Annotated in this window: 20 protein-coding genes; 12 read left to right on the top strand and 8 right to left on the bottom strand. The window is 38.4% G+C overall.

The window, feature by feature from the left end; translation table 11 throughout:
- Nucleotides 1-57 precede the first annotated feature (57 nt).
- The 6 genes from rpsG to HV560_RS03745 form a co-directional block, all read right to left on the bottom strand.
- Nucleotides 58-528, bottom strand: coding sequence for a 30S ribosomal protein S7 (rpsG, locus tag HV560_RS03770; RefSeq protein WP_159629043.1), 471 nt, complete (start codon nt 526-528; stop codon nt 58-60).
- A 129-nt stretch (nt 529-657) separates the two neighbouring features.
- Nucleotides 658-1,032: a 30S ribosomal protein S12 gene (gene rpsL / locus HV560_RS03765; RefSeq protein WP_005708967.1), complete on the bottom strand. Its 375-nt coding sequence runs from the start codon at nt 1,030-1,032 to the stop codon at nt 658-660.
- A 119-nt stretch (nt 1,033-1,151) separates the two neighbouring features.
- Complete coding sequence (gene rfaC / locus HV560_RS03760; RefSeq protein WP_176807591.1) at nt 1,152-2,111, bottom strand: lipopolysaccharide heptosyltransferase RfaC; 960 nt, start codon at nt 2,109-2,111, stop codon at nt 1,152-1,154.
- A gap of 62 nt (nt 2,112-2,173) precedes the next feature.
- On the bottom strand, nt 2,174-3,211 hold the full coding sequence (gene waaF / locus HV560_RS03755; RefSeq protein ID WP_176812177.1) for a lipopolysaccharide heptosyltransferase II: 1,038 nt from the start codon (nt 3,209-3,211) through the stop codon (nt 2,174-2,176).
- Between the two features lie 68 nt (nt 3,212-3,279).
- Entirely contained in the window at nt 3,280-3,699 is a 420-nt protein-coding gene (locus HV560_RS03750; RefSeq protein WP_176807593.1) for an MliC family protein, read from the bottom strand.
- A 61-nt stretch (nt 3,700-3,760) separates the two neighbouring features.
- Nucleotides 3,761-4,933, bottom strand: a complete 1,173-nt coding sequence (locus HV560_RS03745) for a LysM-like peptidoglycan-binding domain-containing protein (protein ID WP_176809589.1) — start codon at nt 4,931-4,933, stop codon at nt 3,761-3,763.
- Nucleotides 4,934-5,212: 279 nt separating this feature from the next.
- Between HV560_RS03745 and HV560_RS03740 the strand changes: the two genes are divergently transcribed.
- Both HV560_RS03740 and asd read left to right on the top strand, forming a co-directional pair.
- Nucleotides 5,213-5,539, top strand: coding sequence for a ComEA family DNA-binding protein (locus HV560_RS03740; protein WP_176812176.1), 327 nt, complete (start codon nt 5,213-5,215; stop codon nt 5,537-5,539).
- Nucleotides 5,540-5,700: 161 nt separating this feature from the next.
- The gene (asd, locus tag HV560_RS03735; protein WP_176809588.1) at nt 5,701-6,597 is read left to right on the top strand and encodes an archaetidylserine decarboxylase; all 897 of its coding nucleotides are present in this window, start codon (nt 5,701-5,703) and stop codon (nt 6,595-6,597) included.
- A gap of 59 nt (nt 6,598-6,656) precedes the next feature.
- On the opposite strand, the gene HV560_RS03730 is transcribed toward asd, so the two are convergent.
- The gene (locus tag HV560_RS03730; RefSeq protein WP_176807595.1) at nt 6,657-7,460 is read right to left on the bottom strand and encodes a tyrosine-type recombinase/integrase; all 804 of its coding nucleotides are present in this window, start codon (nt 7,458-7,460) and stop codon (nt 6,657-6,659) included.
- A gap of 206 nt (nt 7,461-7,666) precedes the next feature.
- Between HV560_RS03730 and gshAB the strand changes: the two genes are divergently transcribed.
- From gshAB to HV560_RS03705, 5 genes are all read left to right on the top strand, one after another.
- Nucleotides 7,667-9,943 carry a bifunctional glutamate--cysteine ligase GshA/glutathione synthetase GshB gene (gene gshAB, locus HV560_RS03725; protein WP_176812175.1) on the top strand — a complete coding sequence of 759 codons (2,277 nt, stop codon included), beginning with the start codon at nt 7,667-7,669 and terminating at the stop codon, nt 9,941-9,943.
- Between the two features lie 249 nt (nt 9,944-10,192).
- Nucleotides 10,193-11,170, top strand: a complete 978-nt coding sequence (gene manX / locus HV560_RS03720) for a PTS mannose transporter subunit IIAB (RefSeq protein WP_176807597.1) — start codon at nt 10,193-10,195, stop codon at nt 11,168-11,170.
- A gap of 11 nt (nt 11,171-11,181) precedes the next feature.
- On the top strand, nt 11,182-11,982 hold the full coding sequence (locus HV560_RS03715; protein WP_176807598.1) for a PTS mannose/fructose/sorbose transporter subunit IIC: 801 nt from the start codon (nt 11,182-11,184) through the stop codon (nt 11,980-11,982).
- Nucleotides 11,983-11,995: 13 nt separating this feature from the next.
- The gene (locus HV560_RS03710; protein ID WP_176812174.1) at nt 11,996-12,832 is read left to right on the top strand and encodes a PTS mannose transporter subunit IID; all 837 of its coding nucleotides are present in this window, start codon (nt 11,996-11,998) and stop codon (nt 12,830-12,832) included.
- 89 nt (nt 12,833-12,921) lie between these two features.
- Complete coding sequence (locus HV560_RS03705; RefSeq protein ID WP_176812173.1) at nt 12,922-13,383, top strand: DUF986 family protein; 462 nt, start codon at nt 12,922-12,924, stop codon at nt 13,381-13,383.
- A gap of 107 nt (nt 13,384-13,490) precedes the next feature.
- Here HV560_RS03705 and tpiA read toward each other — a convergent pair whose 3' ends face one another.
- A complete protein-coding gene (tpiA, locus tag HV560_RS03700) occupies nt 13,491-14,282 on the bottom strand; it encodes a triose-phosphate isomerase (protein WP_159629030.1) in 792 nt (263 codons plus the stop codon).
- A gap of 185 nt (nt 14,283-14,467) precedes the next feature.
- Here tpiA and HV560_RS03695 point away from each other — a divergent pair, with 185 nt between their 5' ends.
- From HV560_RS03695 to HV560_RS03675, 5 genes are all read left to right on the top strand, one after another.
- Nucleotides 14,468-19,489, top strand: coding sequence for a S6 family peptidase (locus HV560_RS03695; protein WP_176812172.1), 5,022 nt, complete (start codon nt 14,468-14,470; stop codon nt 19,487-19,489).
- 18 nt (nt 19,490-19,507) lie between these two features.
- Nucleotides 19,508-20,527 carry a tRNA pseudouridine(13) synthase TruD gene (gene truD / locus HV560_RS03690; protein WP_176812171.1) on the top strand — a complete coding sequence of 340 codons (1,020 nt, stop codon included), beginning with the start codon at nt 19,508-19,510 and terminating at the stop codon, nt 20,525-20,527.
- Between the two features lie 159 nt (nt 20,528-20,686).
- Nucleotides 20,687-21,475: a 5'/3'-nucleotidase SurE gene (gene surE / locus HV560_RS03685; protein WP_176812170.1), complete on the top strand. Its 789-nt coding sequence runs from the start codon at nt 20,687-20,689 to the stop codon at nt 21,473-21,475.
- Nucleotides 21,462-22,046 carry a YqaA family protein gene (locus HV560_RS03680; RefSeq protein ID WP_176812169.1) on the top strand — a complete coding sequence of 195 codons (585 nt, stop codon included), beginning with the start codon at nt 21,462-21,464 and terminating at the stop codon, nt 22,044-22,046. Before surE ends, HV560_RS03680 begins: the two co-directional genes overlap by 14 nt.
- A gap of 19 nt (nt 22,047-22,065) precedes the next feature.
- Nucleotides 22,066-22,557, top strand: a complete 492-nt coding sequence (locus tag HV560_RS03675) for a LysM peptidoglycan-binding domain-containing protein (RefSeq protein WP_176812168.1) — start codon at nt 22,066-22,068, stop codon at nt 22,555-22,557.
- Nucleotides 22,558-22,566 lie beyond the last annotated feature (9 nt).

The raw sequence follows: 22,566 nt of genomic DNA, 5'->3' as shown, positions 1-22,566 counted from the left end.
AATAAGGGTAAGGCTTCACCACATAAGATGAAGCCTTGAAAAAGCTTACTTAAACGATTACCAACGGAAGTGAGCAAACGCTTTGTTAGCTTCAGCCATACGGTGAACATCTTCACGTTTCTTCACTGCTGAGCCTTTGTTGTCTGCTGCGTCTGATAATTCGTTAGCTAAACGTAATGCCATTGATTTGTCACCACGTTTACGAGCTGCTTCTACGATCCAACGCATAGCTAAAGCATTACGACGAGTTGGGCGAACTTCTACTGGTACTTGGTATGTAGAACCACCCACACGGCGAGATTTAACCTCAACGGTTGGACGTACGTTTTCTAATGCAATTTCAAAAGCTTCTAACGCTTCTTTACCAGAACGTTGTGCTAAAGCTTCTAATGCACCATAAACGATTTTTTCTGCAGTAGATTTTTTACCATCTACCATTAACACGTTAATAAATTTTGCAAGTAATTCCGAACCAAATTTCGGATCTGGAAGAATTTTGCGTGGTTCAATACTACGACGACGTGGCATTGGAAATTTCTCCGTATATTAAATCTTCAGGATATCCAAAACTCATCTAATCTGCCTAAGGCATATTGACTGGAGTTTATGGTTTAAATATTAAAATTTAGACGTTTGGCCTTACTCAACGGAGATCCATTAAGATTTAGGACGTTTAACGCCGTATTTAGAACGACCTTGTTTACGATCTTTAACGCCTGCACAGTCAAGTGCACCACGTACAGTATGGTAACGAACACCTGGTAAGTCTTTTACACGACCACCACGGATTAATACAACACTGTGTTCTTGAAGGTTATGACCTTCACCACCGATGTATGAAGTTACTTCAAAGCCATTTGTTAAACGAATACGGCATACTTTACGTAATGCTGAGTTCGGTTTTTTAGGTGTAGTAGTGTATACACGAGTACACACGCCACGTTTCTGCGGGCAAGCCTCTAATGCAGGAACGTTACTTTTTACAACCTTTTTCACACGCGGTTTGCGTACTAGCTGGTTGATAGTTGCCATTAAAAAAGCTCCAGTTAAAATTATTAAAAATAAAATTAAAAATATCCTTTTAAGAAAAGGACGTTGAATTCTAAATTGATCACGAATCAAAGTCAAGTACAGACCGAAAATTGAAATGATTATTTCCTAACCAAAGGTATTAATTTTGCCAATACTTGGGCTGGGGTAATATTTTCCATTTTGTCGGCTGTTACATAATACTGATTGTGACCATAAGCCCCGATTAATTTGGGATCTGTTGCACCGTACAAAATCACATTAGATTTATCTAAAGCAGCAGCTAAATGGCTCAGACCAGTATCTACCGATACCACGACTTTAGCTCCCTCAAGTTGAGCCGCCAATTCTGTTAATCCCATTTTAGGCAAAATAATCACATTATTTGCTGACTTAGCTAAACGCTCCGCTCTTTCTTTTTCAATTAAGTTTCCCCAAGTTAATCGAACTTCAAGATCCCACTTGGCGAGTTCTTGTATCACCTCTGCCCAATATTCTTCTTTCCAATGCTTATCTGCTCGAGTTGTCGCGTAAATGAGCATAACGTAAGCGGTCATTTTTGACTGATTTTTTGCAAAATGTTGTGCAATATTGTAATTACCCCGTGTCGCAGGTAAAGCATAACCCAATGATTTTGCAAATAATTTTCTCATTCGCTGGACTGCGTGCTGTTGATAAGGAATATCAAACCTATAGTCATAAAATAAGCTGCTTAAACCTTCGCGAGCTGAATTTTTATCATAGCCAAATTTTTGCCCTTTTGCTGGGTAGGTAACCAATACTGCACTTTTGATTAGTCCTTGTGCATCAATGACCACATCATATTGCTCACGTTTCAACTCTTTTAAGAAATTTTGCCATTCTATCCAAGTCTGGCGTTTGCATAAATTCTTCCGCCAACGGCGAATCGCGACAGGAATCACTTTATTAACCGCAGAATGCCAAGTCGGAATGTCTGTAAAACTTTCTTCAACTACCCAATCTACCGTTAAATTAGGTATCGCATTTTGCATATCAGTTAAGGCAGGCAAAGTGTGTAACACATCACCCATAGAGGAGGTTTTTACGATTAGAATTTTCATTTTTATATAACAAGCGGTTATTTTTGCAAAAAAATTGACAAAAACGACCGCTTGTAGTGCGTTTATGCTAATAACTGATTGAGTTTTTCTATTACCATTTGAGGCTCAATGTCAATCAAACTTTGGTGATAACCTTCCGCCCCGTCACCTTTGCGGATTTTAATTAATCCACCGTCAATTAAACGAATAATAACCGCGTTTTTGGAAAGCGGCGGCGTATATTCAGGGCTTGTCGGCCCATATAAAGCAACTAATGGTTTATTGAGTGCCGCCGCAATATGCATTAAACCTGAATCATTGCTTACGAGTGCTTTACAATCGGCAATTAAATCCACGGCCTGATTTAAGTCGGTTTGCCCTGCTAAGTTTAAGCAATATCGCTGTAGATTTTCAGGTAATGATAGACAAATTTGTTCACCAACTTCTTGATCTTTTTTCGAGCCAAATAATCTGACAGAATAGCCTTGTTCAATTAACATTTTAGCTAAATTCGCATAGTGGTAATGCGGCCAACGTTTTGCAGGGCCAAATTCAGCCCCTGGGCAGAAACCAATCGCTAGGCGATCTTCTGCATAACTTAATTGTTTCTCAAATTTTGCTTTGGTTTGCTCAATTTCTTGGCTATCCGTTTGCAGGTAAGGATAAGCAATCGGTAACCGTTCTGCTTGAGGAACTCTTCCTTGCTCAAAGGCTAAGGCAACGTAACGCTGCACCATCATTGGATAAGCATTTTTATTAGTGCGAAGATCATTTAAGAAAAAATATCGACTTTCGCCTTTCCAACCACGACGTGTTGCAATTTGAGCAAAAAATGGAATCAACGCAGACTTCAAGGAATTAGGCAATATAATTGCCATTTCATACTGATGTCTCAATGATTTTCCAAGTTTATAACGTTCACACAAACGAAACGAGCCGTGCCCAATTGGCATTGAGATTGCATTACGTACCTCAGGCATTCTAGCTAAAAGCGGACGGCACCAATCAGGTGCCATCACATCAATTTGACAACTCGGATATTGCACTTTAAGCTGCTGATAAAGTGAATGAGACATCATCATATCGCCAACCCAAGAAGGCCCAATAACTAAAATATTCATTTGTAATATTCTCTTAACTCTTTTTGTACGTATGGGTAAATCTAATGCCCAAATTGCCCAATCGATTATTATTGTTTTACACAATTTACTGCTAGATTTCTTTTCGTATTATCATACAAAAAGGCTTTGCCATTACGCAGTTCATTCCACGTCCAACGAATATTAGTATATTTTCTACCATTTCTGGTGACTGTAGAAGAAAGTAAGTGTGATGTGCCTTGAAATGTAATCTTTACACTCTCTTTTTTATCTAATTTTCTATCTTTTTTCTGTCGATCAACTTCGACTCTTTTACCATTATCACAACGATATATATTCACCTTGTGTGTTCCCTCAACTTTCTTCTCTACCATTTTTACAGGGGTTTTGGTTTTATGGATCTGATGAATTTGTTCAACTGGTGGAGTAACAACTGAGGAACAGGCACCTAATAGAAATGCTAACACTGCTACACATACAACTCTATGTTGCTTGAGTAAGATACTCATTCTTCTCTCCTTTTGAAATAGAAAAAAGCAATACTTGTAGCATTGCCTTTATTTAATTTGATTATTTAAAAGTATAGCTGCCGTTTGGTTGACGAATAAACTTACCACCCGAGCCGATACTCATTTCAACAACACGGTTATTTTTATCTAAACGAACCGTTACTCGCTCACCTACTTTTAAATTACTCACAATATTATTTGCTTTACTCATTGAATTAACATCGGAGATATTTAAATTGTTATCACGAAACACCTGCATTAATGACACACCTTTTGGCACAGTCATAGTTTTGGTGGCAATTGCTGAAGTCGTATTCGTTTTTGATGCTTCCGCTTTTACAAGTGGTTTTTCCACGGGTCTCACCGCTACCTTTGGTGCTGGTGGTGCCACACGCTCTGTTTTAGGCTGTGACTTTGGTGTACTTTCAGGCTGAAATACAACACTGCCTTCTGTTTTTGGTTTGATTGCAGGCTGCTCAACTACAGGTTTATTTTGAACAGGCTTCTCTGATATAAGTTGTTCCGTATGAGAGACTGCTGAAGGATTAGGTAGATCTTGTTGTGCTTTCTCTTGGGTTTGAACAACAATTTCTTGTTCTGCACGAGCTTGCTCTTCTGCACGTTTTGCTTCAGCTTCATCTACTGGACGAAATTCGATCGGTAAGCTGCCACCGTGCTGTGATTGCAACTCCTCTACTGTTTCAGGTGTGCTTGGTTTTAATAAAAAAAACAGTACTAATAATGCTAAACCTAACAATGCAAGCAATAATAAACGGCGAGTTTTAGGTGGAATTTTAGCGTTAATATCTGGTGTTTTAGTTCCTTCAACGACTGAGCCCGCACCTGTTACTGCGACATTTGGAATAATACGCTCAGTCGTAAAACGTTCTTGAACTTCTAGCTCTACGTTCTCATTCCCTTCAGCAGGCACTTCTGCCGATAGATTTTCTTCGATATTTTTCACTACAGACTCCGCATTATCTGAACTTGGTGTAAATTGAAATTCTTTTTTTGATTTACTTGCAAATACATCTACAGGACCATCTGTTGCTGGTTCGGATCTTTCCATAGTTGGAGTAAAGGTATGGTGAGGTACTTTTGTTGAATGCAATGAAAAGTAAGTTTTGTTTTTATTTTGTATATCTGCTTGAGCTTGCTCGACCTTTTCTTGAGATTCTTGAGAGGTTAAAGGCTCACCAAAAACAGGCTCTTTACGAAAGTTATTTTGTGTCATATTTCTTCCAAAAATAATCGGGTTAATTCATATAAAATGGCTAATATTTTAAATCAATTCACAGTTTATTTAAAATAATTTGAATAAATAGCGGTCGTTTTTTCAAGATTCTTTGCAAATTTTTCTAATTTCACTTAATTTCAGACTAAATACAAGCCAATAAGTTTATCTTTTTTTATTTTTTCGATCTGTGTCGAAAAATTTACTTTTGCTACTTGAGGTAAATATTACTCGCTTTTAAGCTTGCCAATACATTTACTCAACCCAAAAGGAAATACTATGAACAAGATGAAAACTCTCGCACTCAGTCTATTAATCGGCTTAAACACCCTGGCTTTCGCTCAAAAAACACCACAAATTGAGCAAAATAATACGCTAAAAGCACAACAAAGTATGCAAAAAAACCTTAGTGCGGTAAATATCAATACAGCGAGTGCAGCCGAACTGCAAGATAAGCTCGTAGGTATAGGTGAGAAAAAAGCCCAAGCCATTGTGGATTATCGTACCCAAAACGGTAATTTCAAAAGTATTGAACAACTTACTGAAGTTTCTGGAATCGGGCAAGCTACCTTAGAGAAAAACCGAGGAAATATCGTTTTAGAATAAGACGAAAATATTGTTGAGGTGGGCAAACTTATAAAAGTGCTATCTCTTATCTTTTATGTGGCCATCTCAACATTTTTAATTTTTTCTCTTTCGTATTGCATTTCCTATATTTGTCCCCATTTAGAAACGGACTTCTGTTTTTAATCAAAAAGGAAAACGCAATGCAATTAAAACCATATCCTATTTCAACTTATTTACAGCGTGTAAAAATCGCTCTGCACTACCTATTGCCACAATTAGCAATAACTAGAGCTGCTGGTTGGTTAGCGGAACAAAAGTGGGGAATTGTTACTCATTTCATTATTAAACTATTTGCTAAGCAATACAAAGTAGATTTATCTGAAGCAGCAAAGACTGAGCCTTCAGACTACGCAACTTTCAATGAGTTTTTTATTCGTGAATTAAAAGAGGGCGCTCGCCCAATTAATAATGAATTAAATACGCTTTGTTTGCCCGCAGACGGTAAGGTAAGCGAATCTGGTGAAATTTCTGATGACCGTTTACTACAAGCAAAAGGTCATCATTTTACGTTAGCCACTTTATTAGCAAATGATGAAGAAATGGCTGCGAAATTTAAAAATGGTACCTTTATTACTACTTATTTGTCACCAAGTGATTACCACCGTGTGCATATGCCATATGATGCCACATTGCGTAAAATGATTTATGTGCCAGGTGAGCTATATTCTGTCAATCCATTTTTAGCTGAACACGTTCCAAATTTATTCGCACGTAATGAGCGTGTAATTTGTGAATTTGATACCGCATTCGGTCCGATGATACAAATTTTAGTCGGTGCAACGATTACCGCAAGTATGAGCACCGTTTGGGCAGGCGTAATCAATCCGCCACGAGCTGATGAAGTGGTTATTTGGAACTACGATACAGACGGCGAAAAAGCAATTAGATTACAAAAAGGGGAAGAAATGGGTGCTTTCCGTTTAGGTTCTACTGTCATTAACCTTTTTCCAAAAGGTAAAATAAACTTAAATCCAGCTCTCATTGCTGGAACAAAAACCCGAATGGGAGAAGAATTAGGCAAAGTAATTACTCACTAACCTAATCAAATTCCTTGCTACATTAAATTAAAGGGCAGATCTGATCTGCCCTTTATTTATTACCAGTCAATAATTTTATTCACAATGTCTTGCTGCTCAGTACTTGTTTTACGCAAATAAATCCTGGTGGTTTCTATACTTTCATGCCCCATTAAATCGGCAAGAAATGCAATATCATTAAAGCGCTCCAAAAAACTTTTTGCAAAACGATGACGAAATGAGTGAGGATAAACAATTTTAGGGTCTAATTTATAGCGTTTGGCGAATACTTTTAATTGACCAGCAATTCCACGCGTCGTAATTCTATCCCCATATTTATTAAGAAAAATAAATCCATTTTGTTTATTATTTAACCTTAACCATTCTAAACACTCTTGTTGTAGAGCTACTGGGATATAAATTCGTCTTAATTTACCACCCTTGGAGTAGAGATCTAAATAGCCAATTTTAATATGTTCACATTTTATCTGGATTAACTCACTCACCCTTGCACCTGTTGCAGCCATAAATCTAATCACAAAATACCAATAAAACTCCCTATCTTCTTTTAAGGATTGTTTAAAGTAAGCGTAATCTGCCTCACTAATCACATTCTCTAAAAATGGTTTTTGTTGCACTTTGATAAATGACAATTTCCATTTCTCTTTTTTAACAAATTCCAAGTAATAATTTATGGCTCTTAGCCTTAAATTAACCGTTTGCGGCTTATAGTTTTCAATTAAGAACACTTTATACCGCTGTAAATTAATTTTGGACAACTCAGAAAACTTTTTGTGATACTGCTTTATAGCAAAAATATAAGCTGTTTGAGTATTCTCAGCAAGATTAGATTGATGGAGATGTTTTTCAAATAAAATAAACATATTGATTTCCTTATTGTTGGTTGAAAATCAATATAATAATTATAGATCTACGGGTTACTATATTTTACCTTAATCATATTGATACCATATTAATAATGGCTATAACCCAATCATCTAAACCATTCCAATAAATAAGACCTATTGTTTCACTAAGTATTTCATTTATGATATTGTGCATCAAATTTATCGACAAATAAGGATAGATAATGAAACTACAACAAATTATCCAAGAAAATCATTTAGGATTACTATTTCAACAAGGAAATTTTGGGTTAGAAAAAGAGAGTCAACGTATTGATAAAGAAGGTAATATTGTGACAACCCCACACCCAGCCGTATTTGGAAATCGCGCTTATCACCCTTATATCCAGACTGATTTTGCCGAAAGTCAGCTAGAACTAATTACTCCTGCGAATGCGAAATTGGAAGACAGTTTCCGCTGGTTATCCGCAATACACGAGGTGGTTTTACGCTCTTTACCAGAAGATGAATACCTCTTCCCACTCAGTATGCCCGCGGGTTTACCGCCTGAAGAGTTAATCTTAGAAGCACAATTTGATAACCCTGAAGATGTAAACTACCGCAAATACCTCTCGGCTAACTATGGTAAATACAAACAAATGGTAAGCGGCATACATTATAACTTCCAGCTTTCGCCTGAGTTTGTTGAAAAAGCATTTGCTTTGCAAACTGAATACCCTAATTTGAAAACATTCCAAAATGCTCTTTATATGAAGTTATCGAATAACTTCCTGCGTTATCAATGGATTTTCATTTATTTATTGGCCGCCACCCCAACAGTGGAATCGCAATATTTTTATCATAAATCACCGCTTGCAGAAGGGCAATTAGTGCGTAGTTTACGCTCTAGTCCTTATGGTTATGTCAATTCAGAGCAAGTTGTGGTGAATCACGACAGTTTAGAAAGCTATGTCGAAACCCTTGAAACACAGGTTTCAAAAGGCTTACTCATTGCAGAAAAAGAGTTCTATTCTAACGTGCGTTTGCGTGGCGGTAAAAAGGCACGAGACTTACTGGAAAAAGGCGTACAATACGTGGAATTCCGCCTGTTCGATCTCAATCCATTTGCACCTTATGGTATTGAATTAAGTGATGCGAAATTTATCCACTATTTCTTGCTTGGTATGCTTTGGCTGGAAGAAACAAGCGGTCAAAAAGAAGTAGAAATTGGCAAACAGAAACTTTACCAAGTCGCACTTGAAGATCCCAGAACTGAAACCGCCTTCCGTACTGAAGGAGAAGCCATCTTAAATCACATTTTAGCGATGCTTGAAGCGTTAGGAACAAGCGAAGAGAATCTAGAGCTCGTGCGTGAAAAAATCGCTCAGTTTGCCGATCCCACAAAAACCATTAATGGACGCTTACTTAAAGCTATCGATCAATTCGGTAGCTATAAAGCACTAGGTGCAAAACTCGCTCAAGATTATAAAAATCAAGCGTTTGATCGTTTTTATGCCCTGTCTGCTTTTGACAATATGGAGCTTTCTACTCAGGCGTTATTCTTTGATTTAATCCAACAAGGAATTGGGGTGGAATTGCTCGATGAAAACGATCAATTTCTCTCCCTGAAATTTGGCAATCATTTGGAATATGTAAAAAATGGCAATATGACCAGCCACGATCAATACATTTCGCCATTGATTATGGAAAATAAAGTGGTGACGAAAAAAGTACTGGCAAAAGCAGGTTTCAATGTGCCGAAAAGTGTCGAATTTACCACACTTGAAGAGGCAGTCGCTCACTATCCGCTGTTTGAGGGCAAGGCTGTGGTGATCAAGCCGAAATCCACCAACTACGGATTAGGCATCACGATTTTCCAACAAGCGGTCAAAAATCGGGAAGATTTTGCAAAAGCGGTAGAAATTGCGTTCCGTGAAGACAAAGAAGTGATGGTAGAAGATTATTTGACTGGCACCGAATACCGCTTCTTTGTGTTAGGCAGTGAAACCCTTGCCGTGCTTCTGCGTGTGCCTGCCAATGTAGTCGGAGATGGCGTTCATACCATTAAAGAATTGGTTGAAATGAAAAATGACGATCCACTCAGAGGCGATGGCTCTCGCAGCCCTCTTAAAAAAATCACCTTAGGCGAAATCGAACAGTTACAACTAAAAGAGCAAGGCTTAACTGTCGATGCTGTGCCTGAGAGAGGTCAAACCGTGCAACTGCGTGCCAATTCTAATATCAGCACAGGGGGCGATTCGATTGATATGACCGACCAAATGCACGAAAGCTATAAACAAATTGCTGCCAGCATTGCTCGTACTATGGGAGCGAAAGTGTGTGGCGTGGATTTAATTATTCCCGATCTCACTCAAGCTGCCGAGCCAAATTTAAGCTCTTGGGGAGTGATTGAAGCAAACTTCAATCCAATGATGATGATGCATATTTTCCCCTATCAAGGAAAATCTCGCCGTCTAACCAAAGCAGTGATTAAAATGTTATTTCCAGAAATAAATCATTAAAATTTATGCTTATTCTGTTTATATTATGAGGAACCACTGATGATCAATGGCTTTTCTTTATCACTCAAATTAAATTTTCTTTCATACAATAGCACTCCAAATAAAGAATGTTAGTCTAATTTATAGACAAAAAATAGCGTGATATGTGATATAGATCACACTTCTGTAATTATTACATTGTGTGAAATAATTATCATATTAAAATCACACCCCGATTAATAACTTAAAATACCTCTATAGGAGTAATATATGAGTATTGCTATTATCGTAGCAACCCATGGTGTCGCTGCAGAGCAACTTCTCAAGACAACAGAAATGTTGATTGGCGAGCAAGAAGATGTCGCCTACATTGATTTTGTTCCTGGTGAAAATGCAGAAACTATTATGGGGAAATATCAATTATTGGTTGATGGCCCATTGTCACATTGTGATCAAGTACTGTTTCTTGTAGATATGTGGGGAGGAAGCCCTTTCAATGCAGCTAACAGATTCCAAGATGGAAAGTCTGGTATGGATGTTGTTGCTGGAGTGAATATCCCTATGTTAGTCAATACCTGTATGGCCAGAGATGATGTTGAATCATTAGAAGAACTTGTTGAAGTTGCATTAGAGGCTGGCACAACAGGTATTCGTTCTTTAAACCATCAACCTGAGGTTGCTCAAGCAACTACAGCAGCTCCAGAACAAGAAACATCTGTTACCCAACAACCTGAAATTGTCGATGATGGTCGCCGAATGACGATTGCTCTTGCCCGTATTGATGATCGTTTAATTCACGGTCAAGTCGCAACGGTCTGGACAAAAGAAAGCAAGGTAAATCGTATTATTGTCGTCAATGAGGGGGTTGCAAAAGACAGCATTCGCACGACAATGTTAAAAAGTGTAGCGCCACTTGGTGTTACGGCACACGTTGTTGATGTACCTAAAATGATTCGTGTCTATAACAATCCTGAATACGCCGATGATAGAGTGATGCTGCTTTTCACTAACCCTAGCGATGTGTTAGCACTGATTGAAGGAGGCATTCCTCTTAATTCAATTAATGTAGGGGGGATCTCACATAAAGAAGGAAAACAAATGATCAGCCATGCTGTTGCCGTTGATCAGAAAGATATTGAGGCTTTCAAAGCGATGGACGCTAAAGGTGTCGAGTTGGAAGTACGCAAAGTATCAAGTGATAGCCGTCAATATATGATGGATTTATTGAAAAAACATAATTTAATCTAAAGGAAATCAATATGGAACTCTCAGCATTACAAATTGTGCTTTTATTCCTCGTTGCCTGTATCTCTGGTATGGGTTCAATTCTAGATGAATGGCAAACTCACCGTCCATTAATTGCTTGTACTATGATAGGTGCAGTGTTAGGTGATGTGACGACTGGTATCATCGTGGGTGGTTCATTAGAGCTATTAGCATTAGGTTGGATGAATATCGGTGCGGCAGTTGCACCTGATGCAGCCCTTGCCTCTATCGTTTCAACTATCCTTGTTATCGTCGGTCGCCAAGATATTTCAACAGGTATTGCTATTGCAATCCCGCTTGCTGCTGCAGGTCAAGTACTAACTTATATTGTGCGAGCTATCACAGTTGGCTTCCAACACGCAGCAGATAAATCAATAGAAGATGGTAACTTAAACCGTCTAGATTGGCTACATCGTGGTGCTTTACTCCTACAAGCAATGCGTATTGCTATTCCTGCTTTAATTGTTGCCTTAACGGCAGGTACAGATGCTGTACAAACAATGTTAAATGCTATTCCAGAAGTGGTAACAACAGGACTTAAAATTGCTGGTGGCTTTATTGCGGTTGTTGGTTATGCGATGGTGATTAATATGATGCGTGCAGGTCATTTAATGCCGTTCTTTTTTGCGGGTTTTGTGATTGCTGGATTTACCAATTTCAACCTTGTAGCACTCGGCGTATTAGGTACTGTAATCGCGATGGTCTATATCCATATGCATCCAAAATACAATAAAAGCCAGCAAGTCGTAGTAACTTCGGCACCAAAAAATGATTTAGACAACCGTTTAGACTAAGAGGGCATTCAATATGACAACCGAAATCAAAAAAGTAACAAAAAGCGATTTGAATGCCGTTGTACGTCGTTCAAACTTATTTCAAGGATCGTGGAACTTTGAACGTATGCAGGCTTTAGGCTTTGCTTATGCGATGGTACCGGTCATCAAACGCTTATATCCCGATCCAAATGACCCTGCTCGTAAAGAAGCTATTAAACGCCACTCTGAATTCTTTAACACTCAGCCATTTGTTGGTGCCCCTATTTTAGGTGTAACTATTGCGATGGAAGAAGAACGTGCCAATGGTAAAGAAATTGATAATGCTGCAATTAACGGTATTAAAGTTGGTTTAATGGGACCATTAGCCGGTGTGGGTGATCCAATCTTCTGGGGAACCGTTCGCCCAGTCTTCGCAGCATTAGGTGCAGGTTTAGCATTAAAAGGCGAGCTTTTAGGTCCAATTTTATTCTTTGTCTTATTCAATCTTGTCCGTTTAGCCACTCGCTATTATGGCGTTGTTTATGGTTATAAAAAAGGATTAGATGTTGTACAAGATATGAGCGGAGGCCTATTACAAAAATTAACCGAAGGTGCATCCATTTTAGGTCTGTTTATTATGGGAGCATTAGTCCAAAAATGGACTAGTATCAATGTTCCTCTTGTACTTTCTACTATTCAAAAACAAGATGGCACCACTGAAATCACCACGGTACAAAGCATTTTAGATAGTTTAATGCCAGGTTTATTACCATTACTACTTACTTTTGCTTGTATGTGGCTACTTCGTCATCGTGTTAATGCAATTTGGATTATCTTAGGATTCTTTGTCATTGGTATTTTAGGTGCTGCAACAGGTGCATTAGCTTAAAACCGATATGTAAAATCTCTCTCAAAAATGACCGCTTGAACGTTCAAGCGGTTTTTTATAGCTTCTCTACTTATCTTTTACCTAGAATTATGACAAATACTATTCTTTTTCTCTTTATCTTACTTAGCTTACTTTTTGCTGTTTACGACCAAATCCTCATGGATAGACTTAAAGGACGAACAAAACTCACTATCATACTTAAAAAACAAAAAACTATTGATACTTGGCTATTAATAGGCTTAATCATATTGTCGATTGGCTATGGCGTTCAAAACCAAATTTCAGCATTTACACTCTATCTGCTTAGCACTTGTGTTATTTTAGCCGTCTATTTAGCATTTTTTCGTTCACCACGTCTTTTATTAAAGCAAGAGGGGGTCTTCTTTGCGAATATTTACTTTAATTACGCTAAAATTTATCAAATAAATATTGCAGAGATAAACACAAATGAAAAAGTACTAGTCATTGATTTACACGGAGGAAGAAGGCTACTTGCCCAGCCTGAAAACGAAGAAGATCTTCAATCTGTCGTTAATTTTTTCGAGAAATAAAAAACAAAATATAACGGCTTTATCAATAAAAAGATCAAGCGGTTATTTTTCTCAACAATTTTGCAAATTCTTAAAGAAAAACAACCGCTTGTAAAATACTAATTAAATTATGCTTTCGCGTCTGCCGCTGCTTTTACAATTACCGCAAATGCAGGTGCTTTAAGTGAAGCACCGCCGACTAATGCACCATCAATATCTGGCTGAGCAAATAATTCTGCTGCATTAGCCTCATTTACTGAGCCACCGTATTGAATAATCACTTGATCTGCAACTGCTTGTGATTTCGCCGCAATATGACCACGAATGAATGCGTGAACCGCTTGTGCTTGTGCTGGCGTTGCTGATTTACCTGTGCCGATTGCCCAAACAGGTTCGTAAGCAATTACTGCACCATTAAATGCCTCAACACCAAGAGCATTGATCACGGCATCAATTTGTTTTGCACAGACTTCTTCTGTTTTGCCCGCTTCATTTTCTGCTTCAGTTTCACCAATACACAACACTGGCACTAATCCTGCATCTTTTAATACTTTAAATTTTTGTGCGATAAACTCATCACTCTCTTTATGGTAAGTACGGCGTTCGGAATGCCCGATGATGATATATTTCGCTCCAAATTCTTTTAACATATCCGGGGAAATCTCACCAGTAAAAGCCCCTTTTACATTTACATCAACGTTTTGTGAACCTAACGTAATTAAGCCTTTGTCGCTACAACCACAGCCACAACCTGCTAATGATGCTTCAGCATAAGCCAAATACATTACTGGCGGGGCAATAGCCACATCACAGCCTTCAACGCCGTATAATTCTGCTTTTAAATCTGCAATTAAGGTTTTAGTAAACGCTTTATCGCCATTTAATTTCCAGTTACCCATTACCAGTGGACGACGTGCCATATTGTTTCTCCTATAAGTTAAATTAAGTATCAACTGGTGTGAACTATACCAAATTTTATTAGTTTAATCATTTTTTATGTCATTTTTCCTAAAATTTCCTCTAAAAGCATAACTTGCTTTAACTCTTATTTTACAAAGTCTATAATGCCCAACTTTGACGATATAAACGAGAAAATATATTACTTATGAAAAAAGCGTTCACTCTCTCATTTTTAGCCACTACATTAGCGTCTATTCTTCCCCTTTCAACATACGCCGCTATTGTGCGTGGCGATGTAGATTATCAATACTTTCGCGATCTCGCTGAAAACAAAGGAAAATTTTTTGTTGGTGCGACTAATATTCCTGTACTGAATAACAAAGATCAGCAAATTGGCACATTCTTAAATGTAACACCTAAAAAACTTATTGAAATTGAGCCACCTCGTTTTGATGTTAGTCTCTGTTTTAGTGACAATCCTCCACCACAGTGCAATGGAGAAGAGCCTCCTCGCTATAAAGAAGTTATACTTGATCCAGTTGAAATTCCAATGATCGATTTCTCATCAATTAACCGTACATTGGGATTTGCCACCTTAGTAAACCCACAATATGTTATCAGTGTTAATCATAATCAAAGTTATAACTCCGTACAATTTGGCGATTCAAGTAGCAATAAGCTAGACGATCACCATTACGATTATCGGTTAGTAAAACGAAATAACTACCAGCCAGATCCTGCTAAACTCAAAGCGGATAAAGGTAAAAATGGTGAATCTCGTGAACGAAATGATAATGGTGAAAAAATCATTTATGATATATCCAATAAACCCACTGATCGCTGGGATTATCACGCACCTCGCCTAGCGAAACTCGTTACCGAAGTCGTGCCAGCAAAACAGATCGAGCCTGAAAATGGTCAGAGTCTTTATGACTATTACGAGCAGTTTGGCGACCGCACCTTATTCCCTATGTTTATTCGTGCGGGTTCAGGCAAACAAGCTATAGTTAATAACATTACAGATCGTTTAAAGAAGGGACGTATTGAGGTAGGTAGCGGTACATTTTTAATTGGTGGAAGTGTACTCCCTGTAAGTAGCGATACTGATAACGGCTTAAGCAAAATTTTAGTTGCTTTATCAAACAAAACAAATGATGTATTCCAAGATCACGGCTATGGCCCATTAACAACTATTGGCTTACCTGGTGATAGTGGCTCCGCAATCTGGGGATACAACCTTAAGAAAAAAGAATGGGTGGTACTGGGCGTTTATAGTGATTATTTCTCTGAAGGGAATATTCCTGGCGGAGATGTATTTAAATCTTACTGGAACTATCATCACCCACACTACGTTCGTGCATTAGAAAAAGAAAATACTGCAGGTACCATCACAACAACTGGAGCAACACTTACTTGGAAGACACAAGGCAATAGTAGCACCATTTCAGATGGCACAACTTCTCTTAAAGTAGATTTAGCCGATACTGCACTGCCTACATTGAAAGGACATAACGGCAATATAAACGATAATCCTTGGAACCCACAATTACACCACGGTAAAACATTCCATATCAACGGTGAAAATAATACCTTCATTTTAACTGGTGATGTTAACCAAGGAGCTGGGGCTATCCATATTCATAGTAACGCTACATTTCAAGGAGAAACCGATAATATCTCTTGGCTAGGTGCTGGCTTAGATATTGATAAAGATAAAACCGTTACCTGGAAACTTCACAATCCAAATGGAGACCGCCTATCCAAAATTGGTAAAGGTACCTTACTCGTTAACGGCAAAGGGAAAAACCTAGGTTCAATCAGCGTTGGAGATGGCACGCTCATTCTCGATCAACAAGCGGATGAAAATGGCGAAAAATCTGCATTTTCTGAAGTGGGAATTGTAAGTGGTCGCCCAACAGTCATACTTAATAGTGCTAATCAAGTCAATCCCAACAATATCTATTTTGGTTATCGTGGCGGTAAATTAGATTTAAATGGACATAGCATTACTATGCACCGTATTCAAAATTCAGATGACGGTGCAGTTATTGTGAATAATAATGCTCAAAAAGCAGCAAAGTTACACTTAACAGGCATCGCTAGCCCAACGGCTGAACAGGTAAAAGTCACGGCAATTTCACGCCCAGATCAAATATCGCCAAATATGGCAACAACCGATATTTTTGCCTTCCAGCGTTTACCAAATCAACCGACCAATTATATTCGTTTGAAAAAACCATTAACGGTGAAACAAATCACAGAAATTTTTAATGCCCGCAAACTTTTTGTTGACATTGACATCCGTACAGGGTTAATCAGAGATAACGAATACTTTGAAACATTAGGTACAAATGAAGATTTAGCTAAAAATAAAGTACTTGCTGAAAAAGTAAAATCAGCTGAAGGCTCCTTTCTCCCATATAGTGGTTACTTTGGCGAACGTGATGCCAATAACAAGGGTATATTAGATGTCATTGTTAATACTGAAGTTGCAAATGGAAAATTACTCATCACAGGTGGCACAAATCTTAACGGTAATTTAATTGCTGAAGGTACAAGCGAGATCATTTTATCTGGTCGCCCAACACCACACGCTTACGATCACCTAAAGAGGAAAGAAGTCATTGTGGAAGGAGATTGGCTCAATCGTGAATTTATTGCGACAACCTTTGTCGCTAAAGATAATGGAAAAATTGAAGTTTCTCGCAACGTATCAAATGTAACAGGTCACTTTAATTTAGCTAATAATGCTACTGCCCAAATAGGCTTTAGCCAAAGCAAATCACAACAATGTATTCGCTCTGATAGAACTGGTATGACCACCTGTAATGTTGCGACGCTTTCCGATGCCGATTTAAATAGCTGGGAAAGAACGATCGTCAATGGTAATGCAACATTAAATGATAATTCAACTTTCCGCCTAGGCAGTAAAGCTACAATGTCTGGTTCAATTACAGCGGAAGAAACAACTCATTTACAGCTTGATAATGGAAGTGTTCTAAATCTCACAGGTATAAGCAAAACAGGCCATTTTACTGCCGATACAGGCTCAACAGTAAATCTAAGTAGTACATTAACAATACTCACATCAACCGTATTAGATGTTTTAAATATGGCAAGTGGAACTTTAGAGCTACGCGGTACGTTAACAGCTAATACCTTATCTGGTAATGGTGTATTTAAATTCACAACCGATTTAGCTCAAACTACAAGTAACGTTGTGAAAATTATTGGCTCTGCAAGCGGTCAATTTACTGCTGAAATTTCCCCAATAAAGGAGGCGAATTCTCTAGACAAAATTAAATTATTAGAAATAAGCGGTGAAAATAACTTTTCTCTAACACTAAAAGAGCCAATGGAATCTGGTGAATATACATACGACTTAGAAAAGGTGGGAATGGCATACTACCTAAAACCAACAAAAAAGGAAGAGCCAAAAATCACTCAAAAAGGTGAAAGCGTCACCGCCGATCCTCTGCCTGAATACACTGGTACGGTAGAAATTACAAAAAAAGGCGAAAGTGTTACTGCCGAGCCTCTGCCTGAATACACTGGTACGGTAGAAATTACAAAAAAAGGCGAAAGTGTTACTGCCGAGCCTCTGCCTGAATACACTGGTACGGTAGAAATTACAAAAAAAGGTGAAAGTGTTACTGCCGAGCCTCTGCCTGAATATACAGGTTTGGTAGAAATTACAAAAAAAGGCGAAAGTGTTACTGCCGAGCCTCTGCCTGAATATACAGGTTTGGTAGAAACCACAAAAAAAGGTGAAAGCGTTACTGCTGAGCCTCTACCTGAATATAAAGGTTTGGTAGAAATTACAAAAAAAGGCGAAAGCGTCACCGCTGACCCTCTACCTGAATATACAGGTTTGGTAGAAACCACACAAAAAGGCGAGAGCGTTACTGCAGACCCTCTGCCTGAATATACAGGTACGGTAGAAATTACAAAAAAAGGTGAAAGCGTTACTGCTGACCCTCTACCTGAATATACAGGTACGGTAGAAATTACAAAAAAAGGTGAAAGCGTCACCGCCGATCCTCTACCTGAATATACAGGTTTGGTGGAAATTACAAAAAAAGGCGAAAGCGTCACCGCCGATCCTCTACCTGAATATACAGGTTTGGTGGAAATTACAAAAAAAGGCGAAAGCGTCACCGCCGATCCTCTACCTGAATATACAGGTTTGGTAGAAACCACACAAAAAGGCGAAAGCGTCACCGCTGACCCTCTACCTGAATATACAGGTTTGGTAGAAACCACACAAAAAGGCGAAAGCGTCACCGCTGACCCTCTACCTGAATATACAGGTTTGGTAGAAACCACACAAAAAGGTGAGAGTGTTACTGCTGAGCCTCTGCCTGAATACAAAGATAGTACGATTTTTGTTTCTGAGCCAGCAGCACAAATCAATGCCCTGCTCAGCTTAACTACTGAGGTAGATAAAGCCATTATTTCCCCAAGTACAAACAACCAGAAAGTATGGGCAAATATTGGCACAACAGATAGCACCTATCGTTCAACTATAAACAATTTTAATCAGAGACTAACTCAAACTCATCTAGGAGTAGAGAGCGTATTGAATAACAACATTGTTATCGGGGCGATACTATCAAAATCCCAATCAAAAAATGATTTTAAACAATCATTCAATGGTAAAGGGACAACAACAATGTTATCTCTTTATGGTAAAAAAGAGTGGAAAAACGGCATATCTATTGGTATTGATACAAGTTTAGGTAAAACCCAAAATACCGTTACTTATATGGATAAATCCACTAAATTTAATCGTGATATTATAGTAGTTGGAGTCAATATTAGTAAGTATTGGGCGGTTCAAGGTTTTAATATTAAACCAACTATGGGCGTACGCTACTACCATCTATCAAGTGTAAATTACCCATTACCTATGGCAAACATAAACACGCCTTCAGTGGATTTAGTAAGCTATCAAGCAGGATTATCAATCAGTAAAACGTTCGATATTAACAAAGTGAAAATTACACCTGAGATCAGCAGTTATATCTTAAATGTTAATCACGGAAAATTGAAAACCCAAATAAACGCACGGAATTTGGAACAGGGAATAGGAAATCAATTCAAACAAGAAATGGGCATTTCCTTATCGTTCCATAACTGGAATACCCGCATTAATGCAGGCATTTTAAAAGGCAATAAAAGACAAAATCAAAAATATCTGTCTTTTAAAATAGGCTATGAATGGTAAATTTTTATCGAGGTGAAAGTGAATTTAGCATATATTTGGGGTACACCATTACAAAGCGGACATTTAAAATCCGAATTCATCGACTTTATTGTGCGTGAAGAATTAGGCTATGAACTCTCTGGCGAAGGCGAATTTGTTGCGGTTAAAATCCGTAAAACGAATGCGAATACCCTTTTTGTTGGTGAAAAATTGGCAAAATTTGCAGGCATTCCAGAGCGAAATATGAGCTATGCTGGTTTAAAAGACCGCCACGCAGTAACTGAACAATGGTTCAGCCTCCACTTAGCAGGTAAAGAGACGCCTGATTTCTCGACTTTTGAATGTGAAGGCGTGGAGATTTTAGATGTGACTCGGCATAATCGCAAAATTCGAGTGGGATCTTTAGCTGGCAATCACTTTGAATTATTACTACGTGATGTTAAAAAAAGCGATGATCTCATTCATCGCTTACAGCAAATACAAGCGGTCGGATTTCCTAATTATTTTACCGAACAGCGCTTCGGACGAGATGGGCATAACTTAACTCAAGCCCTGCGTTGGGCAAAAGGCGAAATTACGGTCAAAGATCGCAAAAAACGTAGTTTTTATCTCTCAGCCGCTCGTGCCGAAGTATTTAATTTAGTCGTTTCACAACGTATTGCTGATGGCTTGATGAATCAAGTGCTAGAGAACGATTACGTTCAACTTGCTGGCTCAAATAGTTTTTTCTGTGTAAAACAAGAAGACATTGCCGAAACGCAACATCGTTTAGCGTCTTTTGACGTGCAACTCACCGCTCCGTTAATTGGTGAGAAATCCCTTGAAATAGAAAGTAATGCAAAAGAAAAAATAATGATTGAACAGCACGCAGACTTGGTTAAATTAATGAAAAAAGAGCAAATGAACACCGCTCGCCGAGCAATGCTTTGCAAGCCACAACATCTAGAATGGATATTTGAAGAATCTGGTTTAAGACTTAAATTCTTTTTAAATTCAGGGAGTTATGCAACAGGATTAGTAAGAGAGCTAATTAAGTTATCAGATGAAAATGCAATTTAGCACTATGACAAGCGGTTAGATTTACAAGATTTTTTGCAATTTGCAAAACATCTACAAAATCTTACCGCTTTTTACACTTTTAAGCTAAAAAAATTGTCGAAAAATTGTTAGAATGGCAAACTTTATATTCAGCACCCAATTTAAGATCTAAAAGAAACTATGAAAATTTTAATCAGTAATGACGATGGATTTCACGCAATCGGCCTTCAAACTTTAGCGAAAACATTGAGAAATACAGGGCATACCGTAACGATCATTGCCCCAGATCGTAACCGCAGTGCTGCTTCAAGCTGCTTAACACTTGCCGATCCATTGAGAGTTCACCGTTTTGATGAATATAATTATGCTGTAATTGCTGGCACACCCGCAGACTGCGTACATTTAGCCTTAAATGGATTATTTAACGGTAAATTTGCAGCACAATTTGATTTAGTCATTTCAGGTATTAATCACGGTGCAAATCTAGGAGATGATGTGGTTTATTCAGGGACAGTTGCCGCCGCGTTAGAAGGTCGCCATTTACCCTTGCCTAGCATTGCCGTTTCTCTTGTTGGACGGAAACATTCTTCGTTTTTAGATGGCGAAAATTATTTTGATACCGCAGCACAAGTCGTATTAGATTTACTGGCAAAAATGGAAAATCAGATGTTTCCAGCCAACCACGTTTTAAATGTGAATGTGCCAAACTTACCTTATTCAGAACTAAAAGGCACAATGATTACCCGCTTAGGGGAACGTTCAACGGCGGCGGAAATTGTAAAACAGAAAGATCCTCGCAATGCTGATGTGTATTGGATTGGCATAACAGGCGATCCGATAGATGAAAGTGATGGCACGGATTTTTATGCGTTAAATCGGGATTGTGTTTCTATCACGCCTATTCAAGTCGATATGACCGCACATAAAGCAATTGCGGCGTTAAAAGGCATTTTTAATGAAACTGTTTGAAAAAATTTATGACAAAACCATTGAGTTATCAAAACACCGCTTAGCAGCATTTTGGCTGAGTTTTGTAAGTTTTATTGAGGCAATTTTCTTCCCAATTCTGCCTGATGTAATGCTCATTCCGATGTCAATGTCAAGACCAGAGAATACGTTTAAATATGCGGTTTATACCACTATTGCTTCTGTATTAGGCGGTATCGTCGGTTATTTTATCGGTGTATATGCCACTGATTGGGTACAAGGCATCATTGCCAACTGGGGAATGCAAGCAAACTTTGATAGAGCCAAAATGTGGTTTGAAACCTGGGGAGTGGCAGTCGTGTTTTTAGCGGGTTTCTCGCCTATTCCGTTTAAAGTGTTTACTGTGTGTGCGGGTATATTACAAATGGCGTTTTTTCCGTTCGTCATTACCGCTGCAATTTCTCGTTTTGCCCGTTTTATTCTAGTGGCAAAACTTTCCGCTTGGGGTGGTAAAAAATATGAAGCCAGAATTCACCACTCTATTGAATTAATTGGCTGGGGAACTATCGTACTTGCGGTAGTTGCTTATCTTATTTACAAATTATTAAACTAAATTTTAAGGATAGAAAATAATGAAAAAATCATTTTTTGTTTTATCTCTCGCTTCTTTCGCTTTAGTGGGCTGTTCTACTAGCTCAAGCGAGTCTAGCGTATCAAGTGTTGAAACTACCGATGTTGACGCAACTTGGCAATCAGCAGATAACATTCAAGCAGCACCAATGCCAGATTCGATGAATCAACCAGTTGCGGTAGCACAACCCGTTTACTCGCCAGCACAACCTATCTCTGCAGCACCAGCTCCGATGCCTGTTTCAACTAATAGTGATGTTTCGCAAGTAGAAATGGTTGGTCACTGCAAAGTAGTACGAGATAGCAACAATGCCCCTATCTATTCACAAATTAGCAAAGGCTGTTATACCAATAACTCTTACACCGTAGGCAAAAGCGATACCCTTTATTTAGTTGGTTATTTAACCGGTACAAGTGCTAACAAAATTGCTAGCTTAAATGGGTTAAACGTAAACGCTGCATTAAAAGTTGGTCAAGTATTGCGTGTACGTTAATAGGCGGAT

The sequence above is a fragment of the Mannheimia pernigra genome (genome assembly GCF_013377995.1).
Taxonomy (GTDB): domain Bacteria; phylum Pseudomonadota; class Gammaproteobacteria; order Enterobacterales; family Pasteurellaceae; genus Mannheimia; species Mannheimia pernigra.
This window is presented reverse-complemented; position numbering and strand designations above follow the sequence as displayed.